Source organism: Curtobacterium sp. MCPF17_003 (assembly GCF_003224385.1).
GTDB lineage: Bacteria > Actinomycetota > Actinomycetes > Actinomycetales > Microbacteriaceae > Curtobacterium > Curtobacterium flaccumfaciens.
Window position 1 is genome coordinate 1 of record NZ_QKLC01000011.1, and the last position, 17,405, is coordinate 17,405.

Genomic DNA, 17,405 nt, shown 5'->3' on the forward strand with positions numbered 1-17,405 from the left:
AGATGTGTATAAGAGACAGCCCCGCCACCCCCGCACACGCGGAAGGGCCCCACACGCGCAGCGTGCGGGGCCCTTCCGTCAGACGGACTTAGAAGTCCATGCCACCCGTCGGGTCGCCAGCCGGAGCAGCAGGGGTGCGCTCGGGCTTCTCGGCGACGACGGCCTCGGTGGTCAGGAACAGACCGGCGATCGACGCAGCGTTCTGCAGCGCCGAGCGCGTGACCTTGGCGGGGTCGATGATGCCGGCGGCGATCAGGTCGACGTACTCGCCGGTCGCGGCGTTGAGGCCCCAACCCGACTCGAGCTCGCGGACCTTGGCGGCGACGACACCCGGCTCGAGACCGGCGTTCAGCGCGATCTGCTTGAGCGGCGCGTCGATGGCCACGCGGACGATGTTCGCACCCGTCGCCTCGTCACCCTCGAGCTCGAGGGCCTCGAGTGCGACGGCACCGGCCTGGATGAGGGCGACGCCACCACCGGCGACGATGCCCTCTTCGACGGCAGCCTTCGCGTTGCGGACGGCGTCCTCGATGCGGTGCTTGCGCTCCTTGAGCTCGACCTCGGTCGCGGCACCCGCCTTGATGACGGCGACGCCACCGGCGAGCTTCGCGAGGCGCTCCTGGAGCTTCTCGCGGTCGTAGTCGGAGTCGGTCGCCTCGATCTCGGCACGGATCTGTCGGACACGGCCGGCGATCTGCTCGGCGTCGCCGGCACCCTCGACGATCGTGGTCTCGTCCTTGGTGATGACGACCTTGCGGGCACGACCGAGCAGGTCGAGCGTCGCGTTCTCGAGCTTGAGGCCGACCTCTTCCGAGATGACCTGGCCGCCGGTCAGGATCGCGATGTCCTGCAGCATGGCCTTGCGGCGGTCGCCGAAGCCCGGGGCCTTGACGGCGACGGACTTGAAGATGCCGCGGATCTTGTTCACGACGAGCGTGGCCAGGGCCTCGCCGTCGACGTCCTCGGCGATGATCAGGAGCTGCTTGCCCGCCTGGATCACCTTGTCGACGACCGGCAGGAGGTCCTTGATGTTCGAGATCTTCGAGTTGACGATCAGGATGTAGGCGTCCTCGAAGACGGCTTCCTGACGCTCGGGGTCGGTGACGAAGTACTGCGACAGGTAGCCCTTGTCGAAGCGCATGCCCTCGGTGAGCTCGAGCTCGGTGCCGAAGGTGTTCGACTCCTCGACGGTGACGACGCCTTCCTTGCCGACCTTGTCGATGGCCTCGGCGATGAGCGCGCCGATGGTCGGGTCAGCTGCCGAGATCGACGCGGTCGCGGCGATCTGGTCCTTGGTCTCGATGTCCTTCGCGTTGGCGAGGAGCTGGTCGGAGACGGCGGCGACGGCCTTCTCGATGCCGCGCTTGAGCGACACGGGGTCGGCACCGGCGGCGACGTTGCGGAGGCCTTCGCGGACGAGCGCCTGGGCGAGGACGGTCGCGGTGGTCGTCCCGTCACCGGCGACGTCGTCGGTCTTCTTGGCGACCTCCTTGACGAGCTCCGCGCCGATCTTCTCGTACGGGTCGTCGAGCTCGATCTCCTTGGCGATGGAGACACCGTCGTTCGTGATCGTGGGGGCACCCCACTTCTTCTCGAGGACGACGTTGCGGCCGCGCGGGCCGAGCGTCACCTTCACGGCGTCGGCCAGCTGGTTCAGGCCGCGCTCGAGGCCACGGCGGGCCTCCTCGTCGAAAGCAATGATCTTAGCCATGTGGTTTTTCGTCCCTCCCGGACGTCGTCTTGGGGGTCGTGCTGGCACTCAGCGTGAGCGAGTGCCAACGCCGATTCTGGCACTCGCCGGGTGTGAGTGCAACACAGTCGGGAGGCTCGTGACGACTTCCCAGGACACGTCGCGTCCGGCGGACCCCGCACCACCGCCGCGGTCGCGCTCCCCGCACCCGTCACCGTCGCCGCACACGACGAACGCGCCGCCCCTGACGGGACGGCGCGTTCTGGAAGTGGTCGTGCTCAGGCGGGGCGGACGGACTCTGCCTGCGGGCCCTTCGACCCGGTGCCGACGTCGAACACGACGGCCTGGCCCTCCTCGAGGACCTTGTAACCCGACATGTCGATGGCCGAGTAGTGCACGAACACGTCCTGGCCCCCTCCATCCACGGTGATGAAGCCGAAGCCCTTTTCAGCGTTGAACCACTTCACGGTTCCGTTGGCCATGATCTCTTGCTCCCTGGTACTGCAGTGCGGAACGACGTGATCGTCGTCTGCATGGGACTCTGACCGAACGCGCCCGATCAGGCAAGAGGTGTGACGTTGTTTCACGTCGATTCCGTCAGAAATCAACGTGCCCGAAACACAGCCGTCACACAATGCGCGGAAAACGCGGCGCGACGTGGCACCGCGGCCGATCAGCCGGTGTAGTCGGCGCCGAGCACGACGCTCACGTCGGCGTTCGGGAACGCCGCCGACTGCTGCACCGCCGTGACGCCGAGCTGCTTCGCGATGCCCTGCGCGACCGCCGCCTGCGACGCCTGCTGGTAGTAGACGATCGTCGACGTCGACCCCGTCGTGCCGGCGTCGCCGGTGGAGGCGACCTGCCAGCCGGCGCCGGTCAGCGCCGCACTCGCCCGGCTGGCGAGGCCCGTGGTGGTCGTGCCGTTCAGGACGACGACGGTGGTGGTGCCCTGCTGTGCCGGCGTCGCGGCCGCAGCGCTGCCCGCACCAGCCGATCCGGAACCGGCGGAGGAGGACGCGGACGGCTTCGACGTCGCCGAGGGCTTCGCGGTCGCCGACGCCGACGTGGACGCCGAGGGAGAGTCGGAACCGTTGAACGAGTAGCTGCCGTTCAGCAGTGCGAGGACGAGCACCCCGATGCCGACGAGCACACCGGTGGCGAGCGCCGCCCAGGCGAAGGCGATCCATCCACGGCCGCGACGCTGTGCTCCGCGGTGTGCACCGACCCGCGGGCCGTCGGCGACGTCGTCGAACCGGTCTCGGGGGAATCTCGTGCTCATCGTTCCTCTTCACGTCCTTCGGGAGCTGCACCGGGCGCGACGAAGCTGCGCGTCGCCCTGGCGCTGGTGCGCGCGTGACGGAGCCGCTGCAGCCGGGTGACGAGCTGCGGGTCGTACGCGAGTGCCGCGGGTGAGTCGATCACGCGGTTCAGCACCTGGTAGTAGCGCGCCGCCGACATCTCGAACTCCACCCGGATCTCCGCTTCCTTCGTGCGGTCGTGCCGTGCCCTGTCCTGCTCGAACGACAGCACGTGCTTCGCGAGCTCACTGAGCTGGTCAGCACCGAGCTGGTCAGCATCGAGCTGATCAACGCTGCGCTCGTCGACACGGCGTTCGTCGGTGGGGCTGGTCACGGCGGTTCCGATCACGTATCGGGTAACGGGTCTCGCACATCGTAGGGGTGGAGTCGATCCGGACCCTGGCACGGCGCTGGACTGTCGCGAACACCGGTCACAGGTTCGGCGTGCGGAACCACCGCACACGCGTGCCGAACGGGTCGGAGACGGCGACCGCGACCCCGTCGAGCGAGACCGTCGCGAACGAGTCCGGGTCCGCCACGTCGACGTCGTCGGGCAGCGTCGCCGCCACCTGGCGCAGGATCCCGGTGCGTTCGAGGGCGATCCAGTGCACGCTCCGCTCGCGGATCCGGTCCACGAACCGCTGCCGGTCCGCGCCCGGCACGTAGACCAGGGTCCCGGTGGTCAGGACGACCGGTTCGACGTCGTCCGGCAGAGCGTCCAGTGCACGGTCGAGGTCACCTGGCACGGCGCCGACGAGTCGGTCTGGAGGCACGGCGAGCGTCGCGCGCGCAGCCTGACGCATCAGGGCGGTCCGGTCCGACGCCTCTGGCGGGACGGCCTCGACCAGACGGTCGAAGGCACCGGGGAGCGACAGGTCGATCGGGTTCGGGTCGAGCGTGACTCGTGCGCCGACCGTCATCGGGACACGGGCCGGCGCGGGGACGGCCCCGGAGGCGTCCGCGACCAGCCGGAGCGCGGGATCGGCGACCGCCGTGTGCATCCGGAGGACCGCGGCCCCGGAACCGACCCGGTAGTCCAGGGTCACCCGGTCCGGGATCGAGCACAGCCCGGCGGCGGCCCCGGCGTCGACCAGACCGAGCGGACGCGCGGACCGTTCGGCGAGCGCCGCGAAGAGCGGGACGACCGGTGCGAGCCGTTGCGGGTCGTTGGCCTGCACCGTGGCGGAGGCGAGGGCCGCGACCAGCGCGGGGCGGGCCTCCAGGCCGAGCGCGCGCAGCGCACCCGGGTCCGACGGGTCCGCACCCAACCGCCGCGCGACCGCGAAGAACAGTTCGGGCTGCCGCTGCTGCTCGGGGACCTCGGCGAGGAGCGCGACGAGGGAGTCGTCGAGCGACCGTGCCCAGGCGGCGTACGACGGCGAGACGGCCTGGATGCGGTCCGCGTACGCGTCGTACCGGGCGCGGGTGTCCATCAGCGCCCGGGCCGGTGCATGCCGACGTGACGGATGCCGGCCTCGTCGTACGGCTCCCCGAACCGCACGAAGCCGTGCCGCTCGTACAGGGCGGCGACGTACTCCTGGGCGTGCAGGACGAACGGGTCGTGCCCGTGTTCGTCGAGCACAGCGGCGACGAGCCGGCCGGCGATCCTCTGCCCACGGTGCTCAGGGTCGGTCGCGACCCGTCCGATCACCCACGCCGGCGGCGCTGCACCGTCGGGGTGGACCTCGTCCGCCGCCGGGCGGATGAGCCGCAGGTACCCAACCGCAGCGGTGTCCGTGCCGAACCACCAGTGCTCCGTGTCGAGCTCGCGGTCACGGCCGTCGAAGTCCTCGGCGGTGACCCGCTGCTCGAGCGCGAACACGCGGTTGCGCAGGACGACGATGCCGTACAGTTCGTCCGTCGTCAGACGGGTCCAGCGGGCGTGGTGCACGGAATGCTCGGACATCGTGGCGAGTTTAGTGAAGTGGTCGGGAGTGCCCGGAAGAGCCCGGCCGGAAGCAGGAGGAACCAATGGCATACAACGTCGACAAGTCCGACGCCCAGTGGCGCGAGGAGCTCTCCCCGGACCAGTACGCCGTCCTCCGCCAGGCGGGGACCGAACGACCGTGGACCGGTGAACTCCTCGACGAGGAGCGCGCGGGCGTCTACACCTGTGCGGCCTGCAACGCGGAGCTGTTCAAGAGCGGCACGAAGTTCGACTCCGGCTGCGGCTGGCCGTCGTTCTACGAGTCGGTGAACCCGGACGCCGTGCAGCTCATCGAGGACAACTCCCTCGGCATGGCCCGCACCGAGGTCCGTTGCGCGAACTGCGGTTCGCACCTGGGCCACGTGTTCCCGGACGGCTTCGGCACCCCCACGGGTGACCGGTACTGCATGAACTCGATCTCGCTGAACTTCTCGGAGAAGTCGGGCGAGTGAGCCCCGGACGCCCTCACCGGTAGGATGAGCGGCGTCAGCCGGCATGGCGCAATTGGTAGCGCACCGTACTTGTAATACGGGGGTTGCGGGTTCAAGTCCCGCTGCCGGCCCCAGAACTGCCATCGGCGTGTAGCCGAATGTGTAGCCCATAGTGTCACGACCCCCAATCTGGGGTGGGCAGGTCGTGGCACCTGGCGTACTTTCTGCACATGACCGACGAAACGACTTGCGACCACCACTGGACGATCGAACGCTACTTGGGTGCGAAGACTGGCGACGAGGTTTGCGCGAGGTGCGGTGCCGACCGGCCCAGGGAGCGCCGGCAGCTCCCTTCGGACTCTCCCTCCTGACGCATGGGCCGTGAAGCGCTGAGCTTCACTTCGGCGAAGTGAAGCTCAGCGCTTGTCACTGGCCCGGGGCACACTGCTCCCCATGCCGCAGTACCAGTGGTCTCCACCCGAGCACCCGGACCCGCCGGAGGACCAGCCGCAGGGCATCGATGGCGTCGAGTGGTCCGATTCGGTCGACCACGCCCCCGTCTGGGTCGACGTCGTGTTCTCCCGCACCGGCCGCCAGCGGCTCCCGGGCTTCGTCGACGCCGCCACCGACGATCGCGTCTACGTGCAGCTCGTCCACATGGGCAACGCTCACAGACTGTGGCTGCCACGCGACCGGGTGACTCGCAGACGATTGAGGCGCGGGCGCTAGGCAGCAGACTCCGATAGCGCTACGATCGAAACAGCCCCGGCGAGTGCGTCAACACTCAAGCCGGGGCCTAACCACTCACTTGGTACTAGCAAGGAGCAGCTGCGATGCAGCCTACCAATACCCCGACTCTGCCCGACAAGTTCGCCGAGCGCATCGACGTGAGTCCGGAAGGCAACTGCTGGCGGTGGACTGGCTACCTGATGCCCGCCGGCTACGGTCAGTACACGGTCGGACGGCGTCACTACCTCGCGCACAGGATCGCTTACGAGCTCCTGGTCGGGCCGATACCAGCGGGCATGTTCATCGACCATCGGTGCTTCAATCGTGCATGCGTGAACCCGGAGCACCTTCGGGCCGTGACGAACAAGCAGAACATGGAGCACCTCCGCGGGGCCAACATGGACTCGTCGACTGGCATGCGGAACGTGTACCGGTGCCGTGAGAAGTGGCGAGTTCAGGTGGGCCACAACGGGCGTGTCGTGCACGGTGGCGTCTTCGTCGACCAGGCGGACGCGGTCAAGGCTGCCGCGGCTCTTCGCGCGCAGCTGTTCACGCACGATGATGGACCGATCGACGGAGGAACCCGATGAGCGAAGCAACTGACCTGGCCCGCCCGAGGCGCGCAGACCAGGCGACCCGGATCCTCGTGACCGTCCGCAAGGGTCTGTCGACGGCAACCTGGCTGTGCGACGAGCTACTCGGCGTGCTCGAGCGCGGAGCGAAGCGCTGATGGGGCTCCTGTTTCGCCGCAGCAAGCGCGTCGGCCGCGGGGTCCGCGTGAACGTGACGCAGCGCGGGGTGTCCGCGAGCGCCCGGCGCGGGCCGGTCTCGATCTCGTCGAAGGGACACGTGACGATCCGTCTCGGGAAGGGGTTCAGCTTCCGGCTGTTCTAGCCCCCACGCGAACAGGGGTGTCGGCACGGCGGCAGCAGTCCGGCATGATGGCCGCATGGGGACCTTGACGTACACACAGCAGCCGAACCGCGCCCGCGACATCCTGCGAGCGCTGATGGCGCTCCTCGTCGGATGCGTCCTCGTCTTCGGCACTGCGACCGCCGCGCACGCTGCCGACAAGGTGAAGATGCCGAAGGTCGTCGGGACGTCCGCTGACGACGCTCGTGACAAGCTCGAGAATCTCGGATTCAAGGTGAAGCTCAAGGCGAAGCCGAAGGCCGACGGGCCCGTGTTCCTCGAGTCGAACTGGAAGGTCTCGAAGCAGAGCGTCAAGGCCGGCAAGAAGGTGAAGGAGGGGAAGAAGATCACCCTCACCGTCAAGAAGAAGAAGGCCGCGACCACCTCGCCCGCTGCGACCGCTTCACCCACCGCAGACCCCGCCGTGACCACCGCCGGGCTGGACTCCGCGCACGCCCTCACAGCCTGCGACCGGTACGGCGAGCAACAGTTCCCGTACGGCTGGAAGGGACACGTCTTCCTCGGCGTCCTCGCCAGCGAAAACCAAGGCGACCACTACTTCGTGAAGTTCGAGGCCGACGTCACCAACGCGTACGACGCCACAGCATCCGGCACCGCCGAATGCACCGTAAGCGGCTCCAACGACGCACCCGTAGTCACCGAGTTCAACGTCTACTGACCTGGGGAACGACGAAAGAGCCCCGCAGACCATGAAGGTCTGCGGGGCTCTCGTTCGTTACGGCTTCGCAGTCACAAGCGCCAGTGCGGCGTCGAGCTCGCCCTGCACTGCTGCTGCCCACACCTGGTACCCGGGGCCGGTGGGGTGGACGCCGTCGGCCGGGTTGACGAGGTCGCTGAGCGCGCGTCCGTCGTTGAGGAACGCCTGGTAGGTGTCGATGACGTCGACGCCGGGGAACTGCCGCGCCCAGGCGAGGGTCAGGGCGCGGCGGGCCCGGTGCCCGTCGGTGCCAGGGTCGGCGACTGTGCGGGGATTCTGGGTGAGGACGATGCGGGCGCTCGTCAGCTTGTCGGCGGTCACCCCTGTCACCCAGGCGGACAGCCGCGTCGCCCAGAGTGCGTTCCGGGCCTGGTAGTCGTTGTGGCTGCTGCTGAAGAACGTGACGAGCTGCCCGTAGTTCGGTGACATGTGCCGCATGTACTGCGTCAGGTAGCTCGCAGTGGTGCCCGCAGGGGTGTCGAACGGGGTCTGGTAGTCGTAGCCGAGGCCACCGCCGGAGCGTCCCGCCATGAGCCAGGTCACGACCGGGGTGCCCTCGAGGGTCGGTTCGTACTGGCCGATCGAGCGTGCCCAGTGCTCGGGCATGATCGGCACGATGTTCGGGCCGTTGATGCCGTCACGGACCTGAATGGCGTAGATCTTGGTGCCGGCCGTCAGTGAGTTGCTTCCGCGGTGGCCGACGATGTAGCGCGAGGTCGACGGGTTCAGGGCGACGACGCCGGTCGCGGTCTGTGTCGTGCCGACCTGGGTCCAGGTCACACCATCGGTGGACGTGTAGAACTTCACGTCATTACCGCTGGCACCGTTGTCGACGTCGTGCACCACGCGGATCCATCCGTCGGTGTTGTCAGCGAGGGCGACGGGGGCAGTGGAAATCTTGTCGACCAGTGTGCTGCCGTCGGCGTTGTAGGCGCTGTACCGCAGTGTTCCGGTGGAGTTGATCAGGAGCAGCCAAGACCGGGATGCGTCGTTGGTCCACTTCCCGATGATGGCCTGCGTCTCGCCGGGGACGTAGCTCGGCATGCGCAGGTTGACTCGCGCGTCGAGGTCACCGGTCACGTTCGGGCCGGGCGACTGCGGGCCGGACCGCTGCGACGCTGTCCCCGCGGCCATCACGAGCGCACGTCGTGTGGCGTCGCTGGGTGCGTTGAGGACCACGGGCTGGTCGAAGTCCAGGGTGGACTCGTTCCACTTCCGGTAGTGGTGCACGAGCGCCGGGAAGCGTGCGGCGACGGCGTTGGCGAGTAGCCGGAACCACGCGGTATCCGGCACGGTGGTGCTGTCGCCGGTCGCCTGGATGGCGAACGACTGGTTGCCTTCTGCCAGCGCGACGGCCGCGCCGAGGAAGGCGTCACCGGTCGCAGCGGTGACCTGGCCTCCGCCAGCTGCTTCTGCGACTTCAACGACCGCAGCCCCTTCCGGGGTGCCCGGGTCGGCGAGGTTCGATGCGATGCGCGCCCGGACGGCGTCCGGTAGCTGCAGGGTGTCCGAGTCGACGGACGGGAGGAGGTTCGTGCCCATGATGAGCCCTTTCAGTCGTGGGCCGGGTCAGCGTCCGGCTGGTGGTAGTCGGCGCGCATCTGGGAGATGCTGCGCTCGTCGAACGTTCCGTCGAGGTCGTCTTCCGCGAGCAGCTCGCGGATGTGGGCGTCAACCTCCGGTGGCTCGACCGCGCGGCCCCACTGCGCCCGGACCGCTCGGATGTACTCGCGGAACGCCTGACGGACACTGCGCAGGGTGGTAGCCAGCTGCGCGTAGCCGCGCTCGAGACGCTCGACGCGCGCTACCCACGGTTCGATTGCCTTCGCGACTGCCGCGTCGATGCGCTCCTGCGTGTACCGATCCAGCTCGATGGCCTGGTCGAACTGCGAGGTCTTCGACTGCTCGCGCACCTTGGCTTCCTCGACCCGGGTCGACCGGCGGGACGTCCAGATGGCAATGCAGCCGGCGATCAGCGCCACGACGACCGGGGCGATGTACGGCAGGAACGGCTCGAGCGGCGAGGGCGCGGCGGTGGCCGCGGCGGCGATCACTTCCACTGGTGTACCTCCCGGTCGCGGGCGATGTCGCTGACTCGCCACGACGGGACGACGGCCATCGCGAGGATGGCCCAGCCGACGCCGGAGCGGCCGATGTCGCCACCGACCGCCCCGGCAAGGAACACGGATCCCGAGTACAGCAGCAGCAGCCCGAGCAGGAAGCACTTGCCCCAGAACTCGATCCGCCACAGCAGCGCGGGGAACGCGATGCCGCAGAGGCAGACGAGCGCCGTCGCCGACAGCATGAGGCCGAACGACTGGGCGTACCCCTCACCGAACGAGTCGCGCAGCGCCGGGATGCCGCCCAGGTACCCGAAGATGCCGAACGCGATCGCGAAGACGTCGAACGCGGGGAGGCCGACCCGGAGCAGCCACCGCACGCGGTCGTCGCTCGGGTCGACCCCGTTCGGGCCCCAGATGGACGCGGCAGCGAGCCGCTTGATCAGACGGATGGGGTGCATCCGGGGCCTCCTCGGCTCAGTCGCCCTGCTCGGTGCGGTAGTCGGTGCCGCTCGGTTCGAACCGTGCGGGCTGCAGCTCCTGCGACTTCGCGGCCGCGCTGTCCTTCGCGACGGCGCGCGGGACCGAGCCGAGGCCGATGACGGTCAGCCACCGGTTCACCGTCGGGATCGCGATGATCGCGGTGAGTGCCGCGTTGATCGCGACGGCCTGCACGGCGACAGCGGTCAGCCCGGTCGCGGCCGGCCACTGGCCCTGCACGATCTGCACGATCTGCGGGACGATCGGGAGGACCGTCAGGATCGTCGTGAACGCGGTCCGGAGGACGCGCTGCAGCCTGTACCAGATGGCGTCGACGTCGAACTGCTGCGGCTTGGCGATCTCGTGGTCGCCCATCAGACTGCCTTCCCCTGTGCCGCCTCGGCGAGCGATGCGTAGACCGCTCGGCGTTCGTCGAAGTCGCGGGCGTCGAGTACGACGGCCTTGACGCCTTCCCGGTTGAGGACGGTGCGGATGGTGCGGGCGTCGATGCCGGCGCGGTCGACGAGCCAGGTCTTCTTGCCGTCGCGGACGATGTCGACGAAGAGGCCGGGGCCGGCGACGAAGTACGTGTCCTGCGGCTTGCCGGTCTTGTCGTCCTTCCGCTGGAAGTAGGTGAGGGTGTCGGCTGCTGACATGAGGATCCTCCTGAGGGGTTCGGTGGGTGCCTGCTGCTGGGGCTTGGGGGTGAGGTCCGCTGCGGTGGCGGCGGCCCGGGTGACGGCGTCCGGGTACGGGGCGAGGCGCTCGGTGCGGGTCGCCATCTCGTGGTGCCACGGCTCACCGAAGTTGACGCCGGTCCACGTGCCGCCGCGCGCTTCGACGACCTCGTGGAGCTTCGCGAACTCGGTGTCCGTCAGGGCCCGGTTCGACCCGTCGGGCATCGTGATGCCGAAGTCGAGTGCGTTGCCGTGTCGTACTTCGTCGTGCCGTGACGTGAACGGTGGCGCGACAGTGACGCCGAGGGAGAAGCGGTTGGCCCACAGGTAGGACTGCCGCGGGCGGGAGCGCATGCCCTCGTTCACCGACAGGGCACCGACAGCGCCGCGCGACTTCTGCCAGGCGTTGAAGTCGACCATGACGGACAGCACCTGCAGTGCGATGCGAGCCGTCGAGACGAACTGTTCCACGCCGCGGAGGTCGCCGTACGACGACTTCCGGACGCTGTACTTGGCGACCATGTGGCCTCCTCATGAAGAAAGCCGCCCCGGACGGGACGGCTGAGCGGATGGTGCAGGGATCGCTACTCGATGTCGGCGACGGGCTCGAGGCGTTGATGCCAGGCGACGTGCTCCGCCTTGTACTCGCGGACGTTGTCGACCAGGCCCGAGCACGCACGGCATCGTGCAGTGGGCGCGATCGTGATCGTGATGTCGGGCGGGTCCCACCCGTCGGGCACAAGCTGGCCATCGTCGCCGAGGCGCAACTGCAGGACATCGGGGGCGAATGCTCGCATGGGGGCTCCGATCAGTTGACGCGGTACGGGCTGATGCTGTCGAGGATGATGTAGTTCGCGCTGTACCCGGTCGGCAGCCCGAAGATCCCCACGACGCCGTTCGCCCCGATGCTGAGCCGCGGCACGAGTCCCGCCGGGCCGCCCGCGTTGATGATGAGGTCGCGAGATGGCCGGAACTGCGGTTCCAGGGTGAAGAGGTTCGTGTCGGAATCGGTCATCGTGCCGTTCTTGCACGTGATCTGCCCCACGAACGTCACGAACTGCCCGACCCTGCTCACCGATGCCCCACGGGTTCCGGTGTATGCAGATGCGACGGCGAGCGGCACCCACCCGGTGTCGTCCATGAGGATGTACCCGGTCCTCGGGTCGTAGATCCGAGGTGCTGCCATCTCCTGCCCGACACGCAGGATGCGCGTGTACGCAGTCGCACTGCGGGGCATGGTCGCCGCCTGGCCATCAGGGCGCGGGATGAGGCCGCCGATGGTGGTGTCGGGCAGCAGGCCCGCGATCATGCCGTAGTCGCCGTCACCAGGATTGCCGACCTCGATGCCGCCGACCACGGGCTGCACCACAGCACTCCCACCCGGAGTGCCCGGGTTGAAGAAGCGGAGGGTGCCCCGCTCCTGGCCGTTGACGGTCTCGTTCTGGATCTCGACACGAGTGTCCGAGTTCGACGTCCGCACGATGCCGGCGGTGACCATCTTGGCCTGGACCACGTTCGCGAAGAGGTACTCGATGACGGCCTGCTGCATCGTCGCACCCTCGGTGACGAACAGGTTCCCCACGTTCACCGTCTGGATGTTCGCCGTCGACGCCGCGATCTTCAACGCAACCAGCTCCGCGATCGCCGCTTGCCCGGCGGAGAGCTTGCCGACGTCGAGGTTCGCGAAGGTCTCCGAAGCGATGAGCCGGGGCGTCCACACGGGCACGTCCTTGGTGCCGGTCTGCTGCCACTGCCCCGCGATGTTCTCCTCCGCGTTGAGCATCCACCAGGTTGACCCCGGCGGGGCCTTGTCGTCCGACGTGGGCGGCACCGTGGAGAACAGGAGGAGCACCCCACCACCAGCGCCGACGACGATCTGGTCGACCTTCGTGGAGAGGTCCGTCAGCCCTTGCCCGAACGCGTCCGACACCTCCTGCACGGCCGCCGCGACATCGGCACGTGCGTCGTCCAGCTCAGCTAGTGCGTCCTCGAGCTGCGCGTCGAGGTCGTCGTCGTTCGTCGAGATCGTGTCCTGCAGGTCGGCGACACCGTCGTTTCCCGCGGCTGCGTCGTCCTGCACGGCGGGGAGGGCGTCGTTCGTGACGGCGGACTCCTCGACGACGGATGCGACGGGGATCGCCTTCTCGCCACCGACGGTCGAATAGGCAGTTTGCGCGGTGCGGCCGAGCTGGCTGATCTGCTGCTCCTGCTGGAACAGCTGCGATGCGATCTTGCTGCTCGACTTCATGCGTCGACTCCTTGCCCGTAGAGGAACGAGTCCGTGCGCTCAAGCGAGAGCTCGGTCGTGTTGTCGGTGGTCTCGCTGAGGGCGACGATGCGGTGCCACAGCTCGAACCGGCCGTAGTGCGGTACGTCACCCTGGACGAAGATGTCGTCCCCGACGTCGTACGTGCCGCGCTTCGAGTTCGGGTGGTTCAGCACCGTGATGCTGTCGACGGAGAGGTTGTCCTGACGGGCGGCGAGCTCGGCCCGGAGCTTCACGTCGAGCGCCTGCTTCGTCTTCACGTCCTTCGCCTGGAACGTCGCGACGCGGCGGAGCTTGCCGTTCCGGATCCGGATCGAGCGGCGCAGTGCGCCGGCACCGTCGCCGGCACCGATGCCGTACGCTTCGGTCGCCATGTCGGTGCCGCTGGTGGCCGGCTTGAGGGCGACCGAGATGTTGACACCCTGCACGAACGACGGGTCGGACGGTCCGCTGAGCCGCCGGCCGATGCGCGGGTACGCGATGCGGATGCGGGTCTGTGGGAGGTCGTCCGCCCAGTAGTGCTCTTCGGCCCAGTCGAACGGGGTGGACTTCGCCAGGTCGTTGATCAGCTGGCCGCAGTCCTGCGCCTCCCACGGCTCGAGCGCGTACGCCCCGCCGTCATCGGACTCGACCTGCTGTGCGGCACTCTTGGCGTCGGACGCCTTGTCCTTGGCGGCCTTGGCGGTGGCCACGACCTTCGACTGCGTCGTGACGTCCGCGTTCTGCGACTTCACGAAGCTGTTCGCGCTGTTGAGGCTGTCGGTGGCCTGTCGCAACGCATCTGTCTTGCTCGTGAGCACGGTGTTGGCCTGAGCGAGCACCGCCTTCGCCGCGGCGATCTTCGCCGGGTCCTTCGTCTTCTGCGCCGCGGTGAGAGCGGACTTGGCGGCGGTGACGGACTTCTTCGCTGCGGTGACCGCGCGGGACGCTGCAGCGCGTGCGGTCCGGCGGGCAGCTGCGACCTTGCGGGTGTCTGCGACGATGCCCCGGAGTCCCTGCAGCGCCTTGTTCGCCTGGTCGTACGTCTTCACGGCCTGCTCGTAGGCGGCATCCGCGGCGAGGCGGCGCTGGGTGGAGAACGAACCGACGCGGACACTGGTCTTGCCGACCACGGTGACGCCGAGGTCGGAGTCGGGGAACGACTGCACGTGATCCCACACACGGCTCACGATCGCCGCCGGGTCGACCTCCGCCCCGTACCAGGGTGCCCCCGAGTACGGGATCCCGAACGGGTACGTCGACATCCCCGACACCGTGATCGACCAGGTGCCGTCCTCACCGTTCCACGTCATCGCGGTGACGATGCCGCGGAACTGGATCTGCCCGTCGTTGTCGAGGGTGACGATCGTCTCCCACTCGCCGAACAGGGGCCGACCATCGGCCGCGGGACGCGTCACGATGCCAGCGTCGATCGTCAGCGGCAGAGCCCCAACAGCGGACAGCTGCCGGCCGGTCGCCCCACGCCTCACCCCCTGCAGATCGTTGGACAGCACCTCCTTCGTCAGTGCTCGCTGGATGATGAAGCGCTCGGCCATCGGAACCCCTTGTCAGCTGATCCGTTCGACGAACGTGACGTCCGCGAAGTAGTAGTCGCCCGCCGCGGTGCCGATGCGGGCCCCGTTGTTCGCCGCCGAGTTCGGCTGCACCAGCCCGGTGAGCTGCACCGTGGTGCCGCGCATCGACGCCGGGATCGGGAAGTAGTCGCTCGAGGGGGCGATGAACGGCTGCCGGTACTGCCCGCCGACCGTTGTCGCGTCGATTCCTTGGGTGGCGAACAGGTTCGCGGTGGCCTGCGCGCCAGCCGGGCCGATGAAGCCACGGAAGTTGCCGTACGCGTTGCCCTCGAGGTACTTCATCGCCGTCTCGAGTCGGATGATCGCGTGCGTCGCCCACTCGGGGACCTGCAGGCCCGTGATCGGATTCTCGGGGAACGGCTTCCACTGCCCGGTCGCCATCGTGACGTAGTAGTCGGTCGGCGTCGCAGACACACGCACCTGCTCCGTGCGAGGCGTCGCGAGGGTGCGGAGGTCCGTGATGGTCGCCGCCGTCACCGTCCCCGTCGAAGCGGGCAGGTCGATGCGTGCCAGCTCGATCGCCGACAGCCCCTTGTACTGGTCCAGGTCACGGATGCGGCGCGTACCTGCCGGGACGTCGGAGATGATGTCGAACTTGTCGTACGGTCCGTGCACGGGGTCCGCGGGTGCCTGCGCGTTGCCGTCGACGTAGGGGTTGTCGACTCGGCAGATGACCAGGTGTGACCGGCCGCCCGCGGAGCCGGACGCCGGTACTCGGATGGATTCGAGGTCGGCGGTCGGGTTGCGGACGCCGTACGACTGCTGCGAAGCCACCCGGTTGAGGATGGTCCCAGCGCCGGAAGCGATCCGCACACCCGCGCCGGGTACATCGAGCGCGGTGACCTTGAGGTCGCCGGGGCTTCCGACGCCCTGCTTGCCGCCTGTGGCGAGGTACAGCGCCTGCCGGAAGACGTCCGGGCCGTGCTCAGCGTCGCCGCCGATGACGAAGGGGACAGGGTCGAGTGCCATCGGAACGCTCCTACGGGGTGGTGTACGCGGGACGCCAGCTGATGAGCGCCTTCGGAGCGCCCGTCGCAGACGACCCAGACAGGGTCATGGTGTGAGAACCCGGCGGCAGGGCTGCCGCCGGGAGGAGCGTCGACATGCGCGTCAGCGCCGCGCTCTGGACGTCGTTCTTCGTGACGAAGCGGCGGCCCGGACGGGTGTCGATGGTCAGCCACTCGTCGTAGGCGAGTGACGCAGTCGCGGAGAACCGGAAGACGCCGGGCACCTCGACCGTGGGGTTCAGGATCGGACCCCGGATGGTTATGACGGGCCAGGTGGACCTGGTGCCGCCAACGACGAACCCGTTCGAAGCGTTCGTGTACCCGCGTGCGACGAGCGGGAACTTCAACCCGTCTGCGGTTACCGGCCGAGACGAGGGCGAGTACATGCCCGACCCGACGGGGAACTCCACCAGACCTTCTGGTGAGTAGAGGCCGGAACCGGGTGGCGTTTCGGTCAGACCGTTCGGGATGTAGAGCCCGGAGCCCGGCGAGCTCTCCTCGAGCGTCAGCCCAACGCCGTCGGCGTACTGCCGAAACACGAACCCGCCGCCCTGGGAGAGACCAAGCGGCACCTCAAGGAACTCTTCCGCGCCGTACCAGAGGTCGTCCGCGGTGGCGAAGTCGGCGGTGATGCCGATCGCGCCCGCGTCGTTCGGGTAGAACGTCGGAGTGATGCGCCGAGGCCGCCCGAACGTCGACCGTCCGGAAGGAGCCGTCAGGGTTGCGAGCGAACCAGGCGTCTGCCGGATCGTGTCTGCCCGCCACGCACGCCGGAACTCGTCGTACAGCGCCCGGGCGTCATCGTCGGTCTCGCCGAGGGCGGTGAGTCCGAAGGCAATGGTCTGCCCCGCGAACGTGTCGACCCCGAAGGTCGACCCATCCACGCCCGGCAGGTTGCCGTCCTGGGTGCTGCGCTCCGGGTCGCCGATCTCCGGCGCGATCGCGAAGGGGTACCTCGAGGCCTGCGGGCCGAACGGGATGACCCCGTCCGGCCCGCAGTCGATCGTCCAGTCACCGTTCACAGGCGGCCTCCTCGGCGCATCGATTCGATCTTGTGGTCAACCTCGTCGAGGTCCTGCTTCACGTCTCCGGAGGAGACGAGGTGCAGGTGCAGCGGGGTGCGGCCTTCGCTGGACGGGCGGTTCGCGCCGAGGAGGTTCTCCTTGATGCGCGGGGTGAGCGGCACCACGGCCTCGTCGTACCGGCCTTCGCCGACGTTGACGAGCGATCCGCCCGGCCGGCGGCCGATGAGCGCGCCGGCGGCGAGCTGCGGCACGTTCTGGGACATGCCCTTGAACTCAAAGTGCCACGGCTCCCGCTGCGAGAACCCGAGCCCGGTGTTCGCCCAGCCGTACTTCGCGCCGTTCGCGCGGAGCCAGTCCTGTCCGCCGGCGACGTCTGCTGCGAGGCCGAAGCCGTGCACCGACGTGCCGGGGGTGGCGGCGAGGTTGCCGCCGTTCTTGAACAGCGACCACCGGTACTGCTGCGCCTTGAGGTCGCGGTACCCCTCCGTGAGTCGGAGGACGCCGCCCGATGCCCGGTACGCGTTGTTCCACGCGGACGCGGCGGCCTTCTGCATGAGCCCGCCGGTCGCGCCGACGCCGGAGCCCGGTGCGAAGCCGAGCGCCTTGCCGAG

At 68.7% G+C, this 17,405-nt stretch carries 22 protein-coding genes and 1 tRNA gene; 7 read left to right on the forward strand and 16 right to left on the reverse strand.

All coding sequences use genetic code 11. The features are described from left to right. Positions 1-88: 88 nt before the first annotated feature. From groL to DEJ30_RS11820, 6 genes are all read right to left on the reverse strand, one after another. Entirely contained in the window at positions 89-1,711 is a 1,623-nt protein-coding gene (groL, locus tag DEJ30_RS11795) for a chaperonin GroEL (protein ID WP_071404070.1), read from the reverse strand. Between the two features lie 257 nt (positions 1,712-1,968). Beyond that, complete coding sequence (locus DEJ30_RS11800; RefSeq protein ID WP_017888049.1) at positions 1,969-2,172, reverse strand: cold-shock protein; 204 nt, start codon at positions 2,170-2,172, stop codon at positions 1,969-1,971. 191 nt (positions 2,173-2,363) lie between these two features. Next, a complete protein-coding gene (locus DEJ30_RS11805) occupies positions 2,364-2,969 on the reverse strand; it encodes a LytR C-terminal domain-containing protein (RefSeq protein WP_110861640.1) in 606 nt (201 codons plus the stop codon). After that, positions 2,966-3,322 carry a DUF3263 domain-containing protein gene (locus DEJ30_RS11810; RefSeq protein ID WP_110861879.1) on the reverse strand — a complete coding sequence of 119 codons (357 nt, stop codon included), beginning with the start codon at positions 3,320-3,322 and terminating at the stop codon, positions 2,966-2,968. The genes DEJ30_RS11805 and DEJ30_RS11810 overlap by 4 nt, the downstream gene beginning before the upstream one ends. A 97-nt stretch (positions 3,323-3,419) precedes the next feature. Further along, positions 3,420-4,421: a DUF2332 family protein gene (locus tag DEJ30_RS11815; RefSeq protein WP_110861642.1), complete on the reverse strand. Its 1,002-nt coding sequence runs from the start codon at positions 4,419-4,421 to the stop codon at positions 3,420-3,422. Further along, a complete protein-coding gene (locus DEJ30_RS11820; protein ID WP_181420118.1) occupies positions 4,421-4,894 on the reverse strand; it encodes a GNAT family N-acetyltransferase in 474 nt (157 codons plus the stop codon). Before DEJ30_RS11820 ends, DEJ30_RS11815 begins: the two co-directional genes overlap by 1 nt. A 65-nt stretch (positions 4,895-4,959) precedes the next feature. On the opposite strand from DEJ30_RS11820, the gene msrB reads away from it, so the two are divergent. The 7 genes from msrB to DEJ30_RS11850 all read left to right on the forward strand — a co-directional run bounded on the left by msrB (position 4,960) and on the right by DEJ30_RS11850 (position 7,666). Then, positions 4,960-5,367: a peptide-methionine (R)-S-oxide reductase MsrB gene (msrB, locus tag DEJ30_RS11825; protein ID WP_027466599.1), complete on the forward strand. Its 408-nt coding sequence runs from the start codon at positions 4,960-4,962 to the stop codon at positions 5,365-5,367. A 37-nt stretch (positions 5,368-5,404) separates the two neighbouring features. After that, positions 5,405-5,480: transfer RNA gene (locus DEJ30_RS11830), tRNA-Thr, on the forward strand. A gap of 319 nt (positions 5,481-5,799) precedes the next feature. After that, positions 5,800-6,075, forward strand: a complete 276-nt coding sequence (locus DEJ30_RS11835; RefSeq protein ID WP_110861646.1) for a hypothetical protein — start codon at positions 5,800-5,802, stop codon at positions 6,073-6,075. A 104-nt stretch (positions 6,076-6,179) separates the two neighbouring features. Further along, positions 6,180-6,665, forward strand: coding sequence for an HNH endonuclease signature motif containing protein (locus DEJ30_RS11840; RefSeq protein WP_110861648.1), 486 nt, complete (start codon positions 6,180-6,182; stop codon positions 6,663-6,665). Next, on the forward strand, positions 6,662-6,805 hold the full coding sequence (locus tag DEJ30_RS18215; protein ID WP_181420119.1) for a hypothetical protein: 144 nt from the start codon (positions 6,662-6,664) through the stop codon (positions 6,803-6,805). The genes DEJ30_RS11840 and DEJ30_RS18215 overlap by 4 nt, the downstream gene beginning before the upstream one ends. Further along, entirely contained in the window at positions 6,805-6,969 is a 165-nt protein-coding gene (locus DEJ30_RS11845; protein ID WP_110861650.1) for a DUF4236 domain-containing protein, read from the forward strand. The genes DEJ30_RS18215 and DEJ30_RS11845 overlap by 1 nt, the downstream gene beginning before the upstream one ends. A 55-nt stretch (positions 6,970-7,024) precedes the next feature. Next, the gene (locus DEJ30_RS11850; protein WP_110861652.1) at positions 7,025-7,666 is read left to right on the forward strand and encodes a PASTA domain-containing protein; all 642 of its coding nucleotides are present in this window, start codon (positions 7,025-7,027) and stop codon (positions 7,664-7,666) included. 57 nt (positions 7,667-7,723) lie between these two features. On the opposite strand, the gene DEJ30_RS11855 is transcribed toward DEJ30_RS11850, so the two are convergent. The 10 genes from DEJ30_RS11855 to DEJ30_RS11895 form a co-directional block, all read right to left on the reverse strand. Continuing rightward, complete coding sequence (locus DEJ30_RS11855) at positions 7,724-9,247, reverse strand: hypothetical protein (RefSeq protein ID WP_110861654.1); 1,524 nt, start codon at positions 9,245-9,247, stop codon at positions 7,724-7,726. 11 nt (positions 9,248-9,258) lie between these two features. Further along, positions 9,259-9,759 (reverse strand): hypothetical protein, encoded by a 501-nt coding sequence (locus tag DEJ30_RS11860; protein ID WP_110861656.1) that lies wholly within the window; start codon positions 9,757-9,759, stop codon positions 9,259-9,261. Continuing rightward, on the reverse strand, positions 9,756-10,226 hold the full coding sequence (locus DEJ30_RS11865) for a hypothetical protein (protein WP_110861658.1): 471 nt from the start codon (positions 10,224-10,226) through the stop codon (positions 9,756-9,758). The genes DEJ30_RS11860 and DEJ30_RS11865 overlap by 4 nt, the downstream gene beginning before the upstream one ends. Positions 10,227-10,242: 16 nt before the next feature. Next, on the reverse strand, positions 10,243-10,620 hold the full coding sequence (locus tag DEJ30_RS11870; protein ID WP_110861660.1) for a hypothetical protein: 378 nt from the start codon (positions 10,618-10,620) through the stop codon (positions 10,243-10,245). Beyond that, positions 10,620-11,444 (reverse strand): hypothetical protein, encoded by an 825-nt coding sequence (locus DEJ30_RS18220; protein WP_181420120.1) that lies wholly within the window; start codon positions 11,442-11,444, stop codon positions 10,620-10,622. The genes DEJ30_RS11870 and DEJ30_RS18220 overlap by 1 nt, the downstream gene beginning before the upstream one ends. Before the next feature lie 62 nt (positions 11,445-11,506). After that, the gene (locus DEJ30_RS17875) at positions 11,507-11,719 is read right to left on the reverse strand and encodes a hypothetical protein (RefSeq protein ID WP_146238575.1); all 213 of its coding nucleotides are present in this window, start codon (positions 11,717-11,719) and stop codon (positions 11,507-11,509) included. An 11-nt stretch (positions 11,720-11,730) separates the two neighbouring features. Next, positions 11,731-13,170, reverse strand: coding sequence for a hypothetical protein (locus DEJ30_RS11880; RefSeq protein ID WP_110861662.1), 1,440 nt, complete (start codon positions 13,168-13,170; stop codon positions 11,731-11,733). Then, the gene (locus tag DEJ30_RS11885; protein WP_110861664.1) at positions 13,167-14,723 is read right to left on the reverse strand and encodes a hypothetical protein; all 1,557 of its coding nucleotides are present in this window, start codon (positions 14,721-14,723) and stop codon (positions 13,167-13,169) included. Before DEJ30_RS11885 ends, DEJ30_RS11880 begins: the two co-directional genes overlap by 4 nt. Before the next feature lie 12 nt (positions 14,724-14,735). Further along, entirely contained in the window at positions 14,736-15,731 is a 996-nt protein-coding gene (locus tag DEJ30_RS11890; RefSeq protein ID WP_110861666.1) for a hypothetical protein, read from the reverse strand. 10 nt (positions 15,732-15,741) lie between these two features. After that, positions 15,742-16,791 (reverse strand): hypothetical protein, encoded by a 1,050-nt coding sequence (locus tag DEJ30_RS11895; RefSeq protein ID WP_110861668.1) that lies wholly within the window; start codon positions 16,789-16,791, stop codon positions 15,742-15,744. Positions 16,792-17,405 lie beyond the last annotated feature (614 nt).

Coding starts and splice junctions, on each gene's coding strand:
- DEJ30_RS11855 (WP_110861654.1), bottom strand. CDS start 9,247: ATGGGCACGAACCTCCTCCCGTCCGTCGACTCGGACACCCTGCAGCTA.
- DEJ30_RS11880 (WP_110861662.1), bottom strand. CDS start 13,170: ATGAAGTCGAGCAGCAAGATCGCATCGCAGCTGTTCCAGCAGGAGCAG.
- msrB (WP_027466599.1), top strand. CDS start 4,960: ATGGCATACAACGTCGACAAGTCCGACGCCCAGTGGCGCGAGGAGCTC.
- DEJ30_RS11800 (WP_017888049.1), bottom strand. CDS start 2,172: ATGGCCAACGGAACCGTGAAGTGGTTCAACGCTGAAAAGGGCTTCGGC.
- DEJ30_RS11865 (WP_110861658.1), bottom strand. CDS start 10,226: ATGCACCCCATCCGTCTGATCAAGCGGCTCGCTGCCGCGTCCATCTGG.
- DEJ30_RS17875 (WP_146238575.1), bottom strand. CDS start 11,719: ATGCGAGCATTCGCCCCCGATGTCCTGCAGTTGCGCCTCGGCGACGAT.
- DEJ30_RS11845 (WP_110861650.1), top strand. CDS start 6,805: ATGGGGCTCCTGTTTCGCCGCAGCAAGCGCGTCGGCCGCGGGGTCCGC.
- DEJ30_RS11835 (WP_110861646.1), top strand. CDS start 5,800: ATGCCGCAGTACCAGTGGTCTCCACCCGAGCACCCGGACCCGCCGGAG.
- DEJ30_RS11850 (WP_110861652.1), top strand. CDS start 7,025: ATGGGGACCTTGACGTACACACAGCAGCCGAACCGCGCCCGCGACATC.
- DEJ30_RS11890 (WP_110861666.1), bottom strand. CDS start 15,731: ATGGCACTCGACCCTGTCCCCTTCGTCATCGGCGGCGACGCTGAGCAC.
- DEJ30_RS11870 (WP_110861660.1), bottom strand. CDS start 10,620: ATGGGCGACCACGAGATCGCCAAGCCGCAGCAGTTCGACGTCGACGCC.
- groL (WP_071404070.1), bottom strand. CDS start 1,711: ATGGCTAAGATCATTGCTTTCGACGAGGAGGCCCGCCGTGGCCTCGAG.
- DEJ30_RS18220 (WP_181420120.1), bottom strand. CDS start 11,444: ATGGTCGCCAAGTACAGCGTCCGGAAGTCGTCGTACGGCGACCTCCGC.
- DEJ30_RS11885 (WP_110861664.1), bottom strand. CDS start 14,723: ATGGCCGAGCGCTTCATCATCCAGCGAGCACTGACGAAGGAGGTGCTG.
- DEJ30_RS11820 (WP_181420118.1), bottom strand. CDS start 4,894: ATGTCCGAGCATTCCGTGCACCACGCCCGCTGGACCCGTCTGACGACG.
- DEJ30_RS11805 (WP_110861640.1), bottom strand. CDS start 2,969: ATGAGCACGAGATTCCCCCGAGACCGGTTCGACGACGTCGCCGACGGC.
- DEJ30_RS11815 (WP_110861642.1), bottom strand. CDS start 4,421: ATGGACACCCGCGCCCGGTACGACGCGTACGCGGACCGCATCCAGGCC.
- DEJ30_RS11840 (WP_110861648.1), top strand. CDS start 6,180: ATGCAGCCTACCAATACCCCGACTCTGCCCGACAAGTTCGCCGAGCGC.
- DEJ30_RS18215 (WP_181420119.1), top strand. CDS start 6,662: ATGAGCGAAGCAACTGACCTGGCCCGCCCGAGGCGCGCAGACCAGGCG.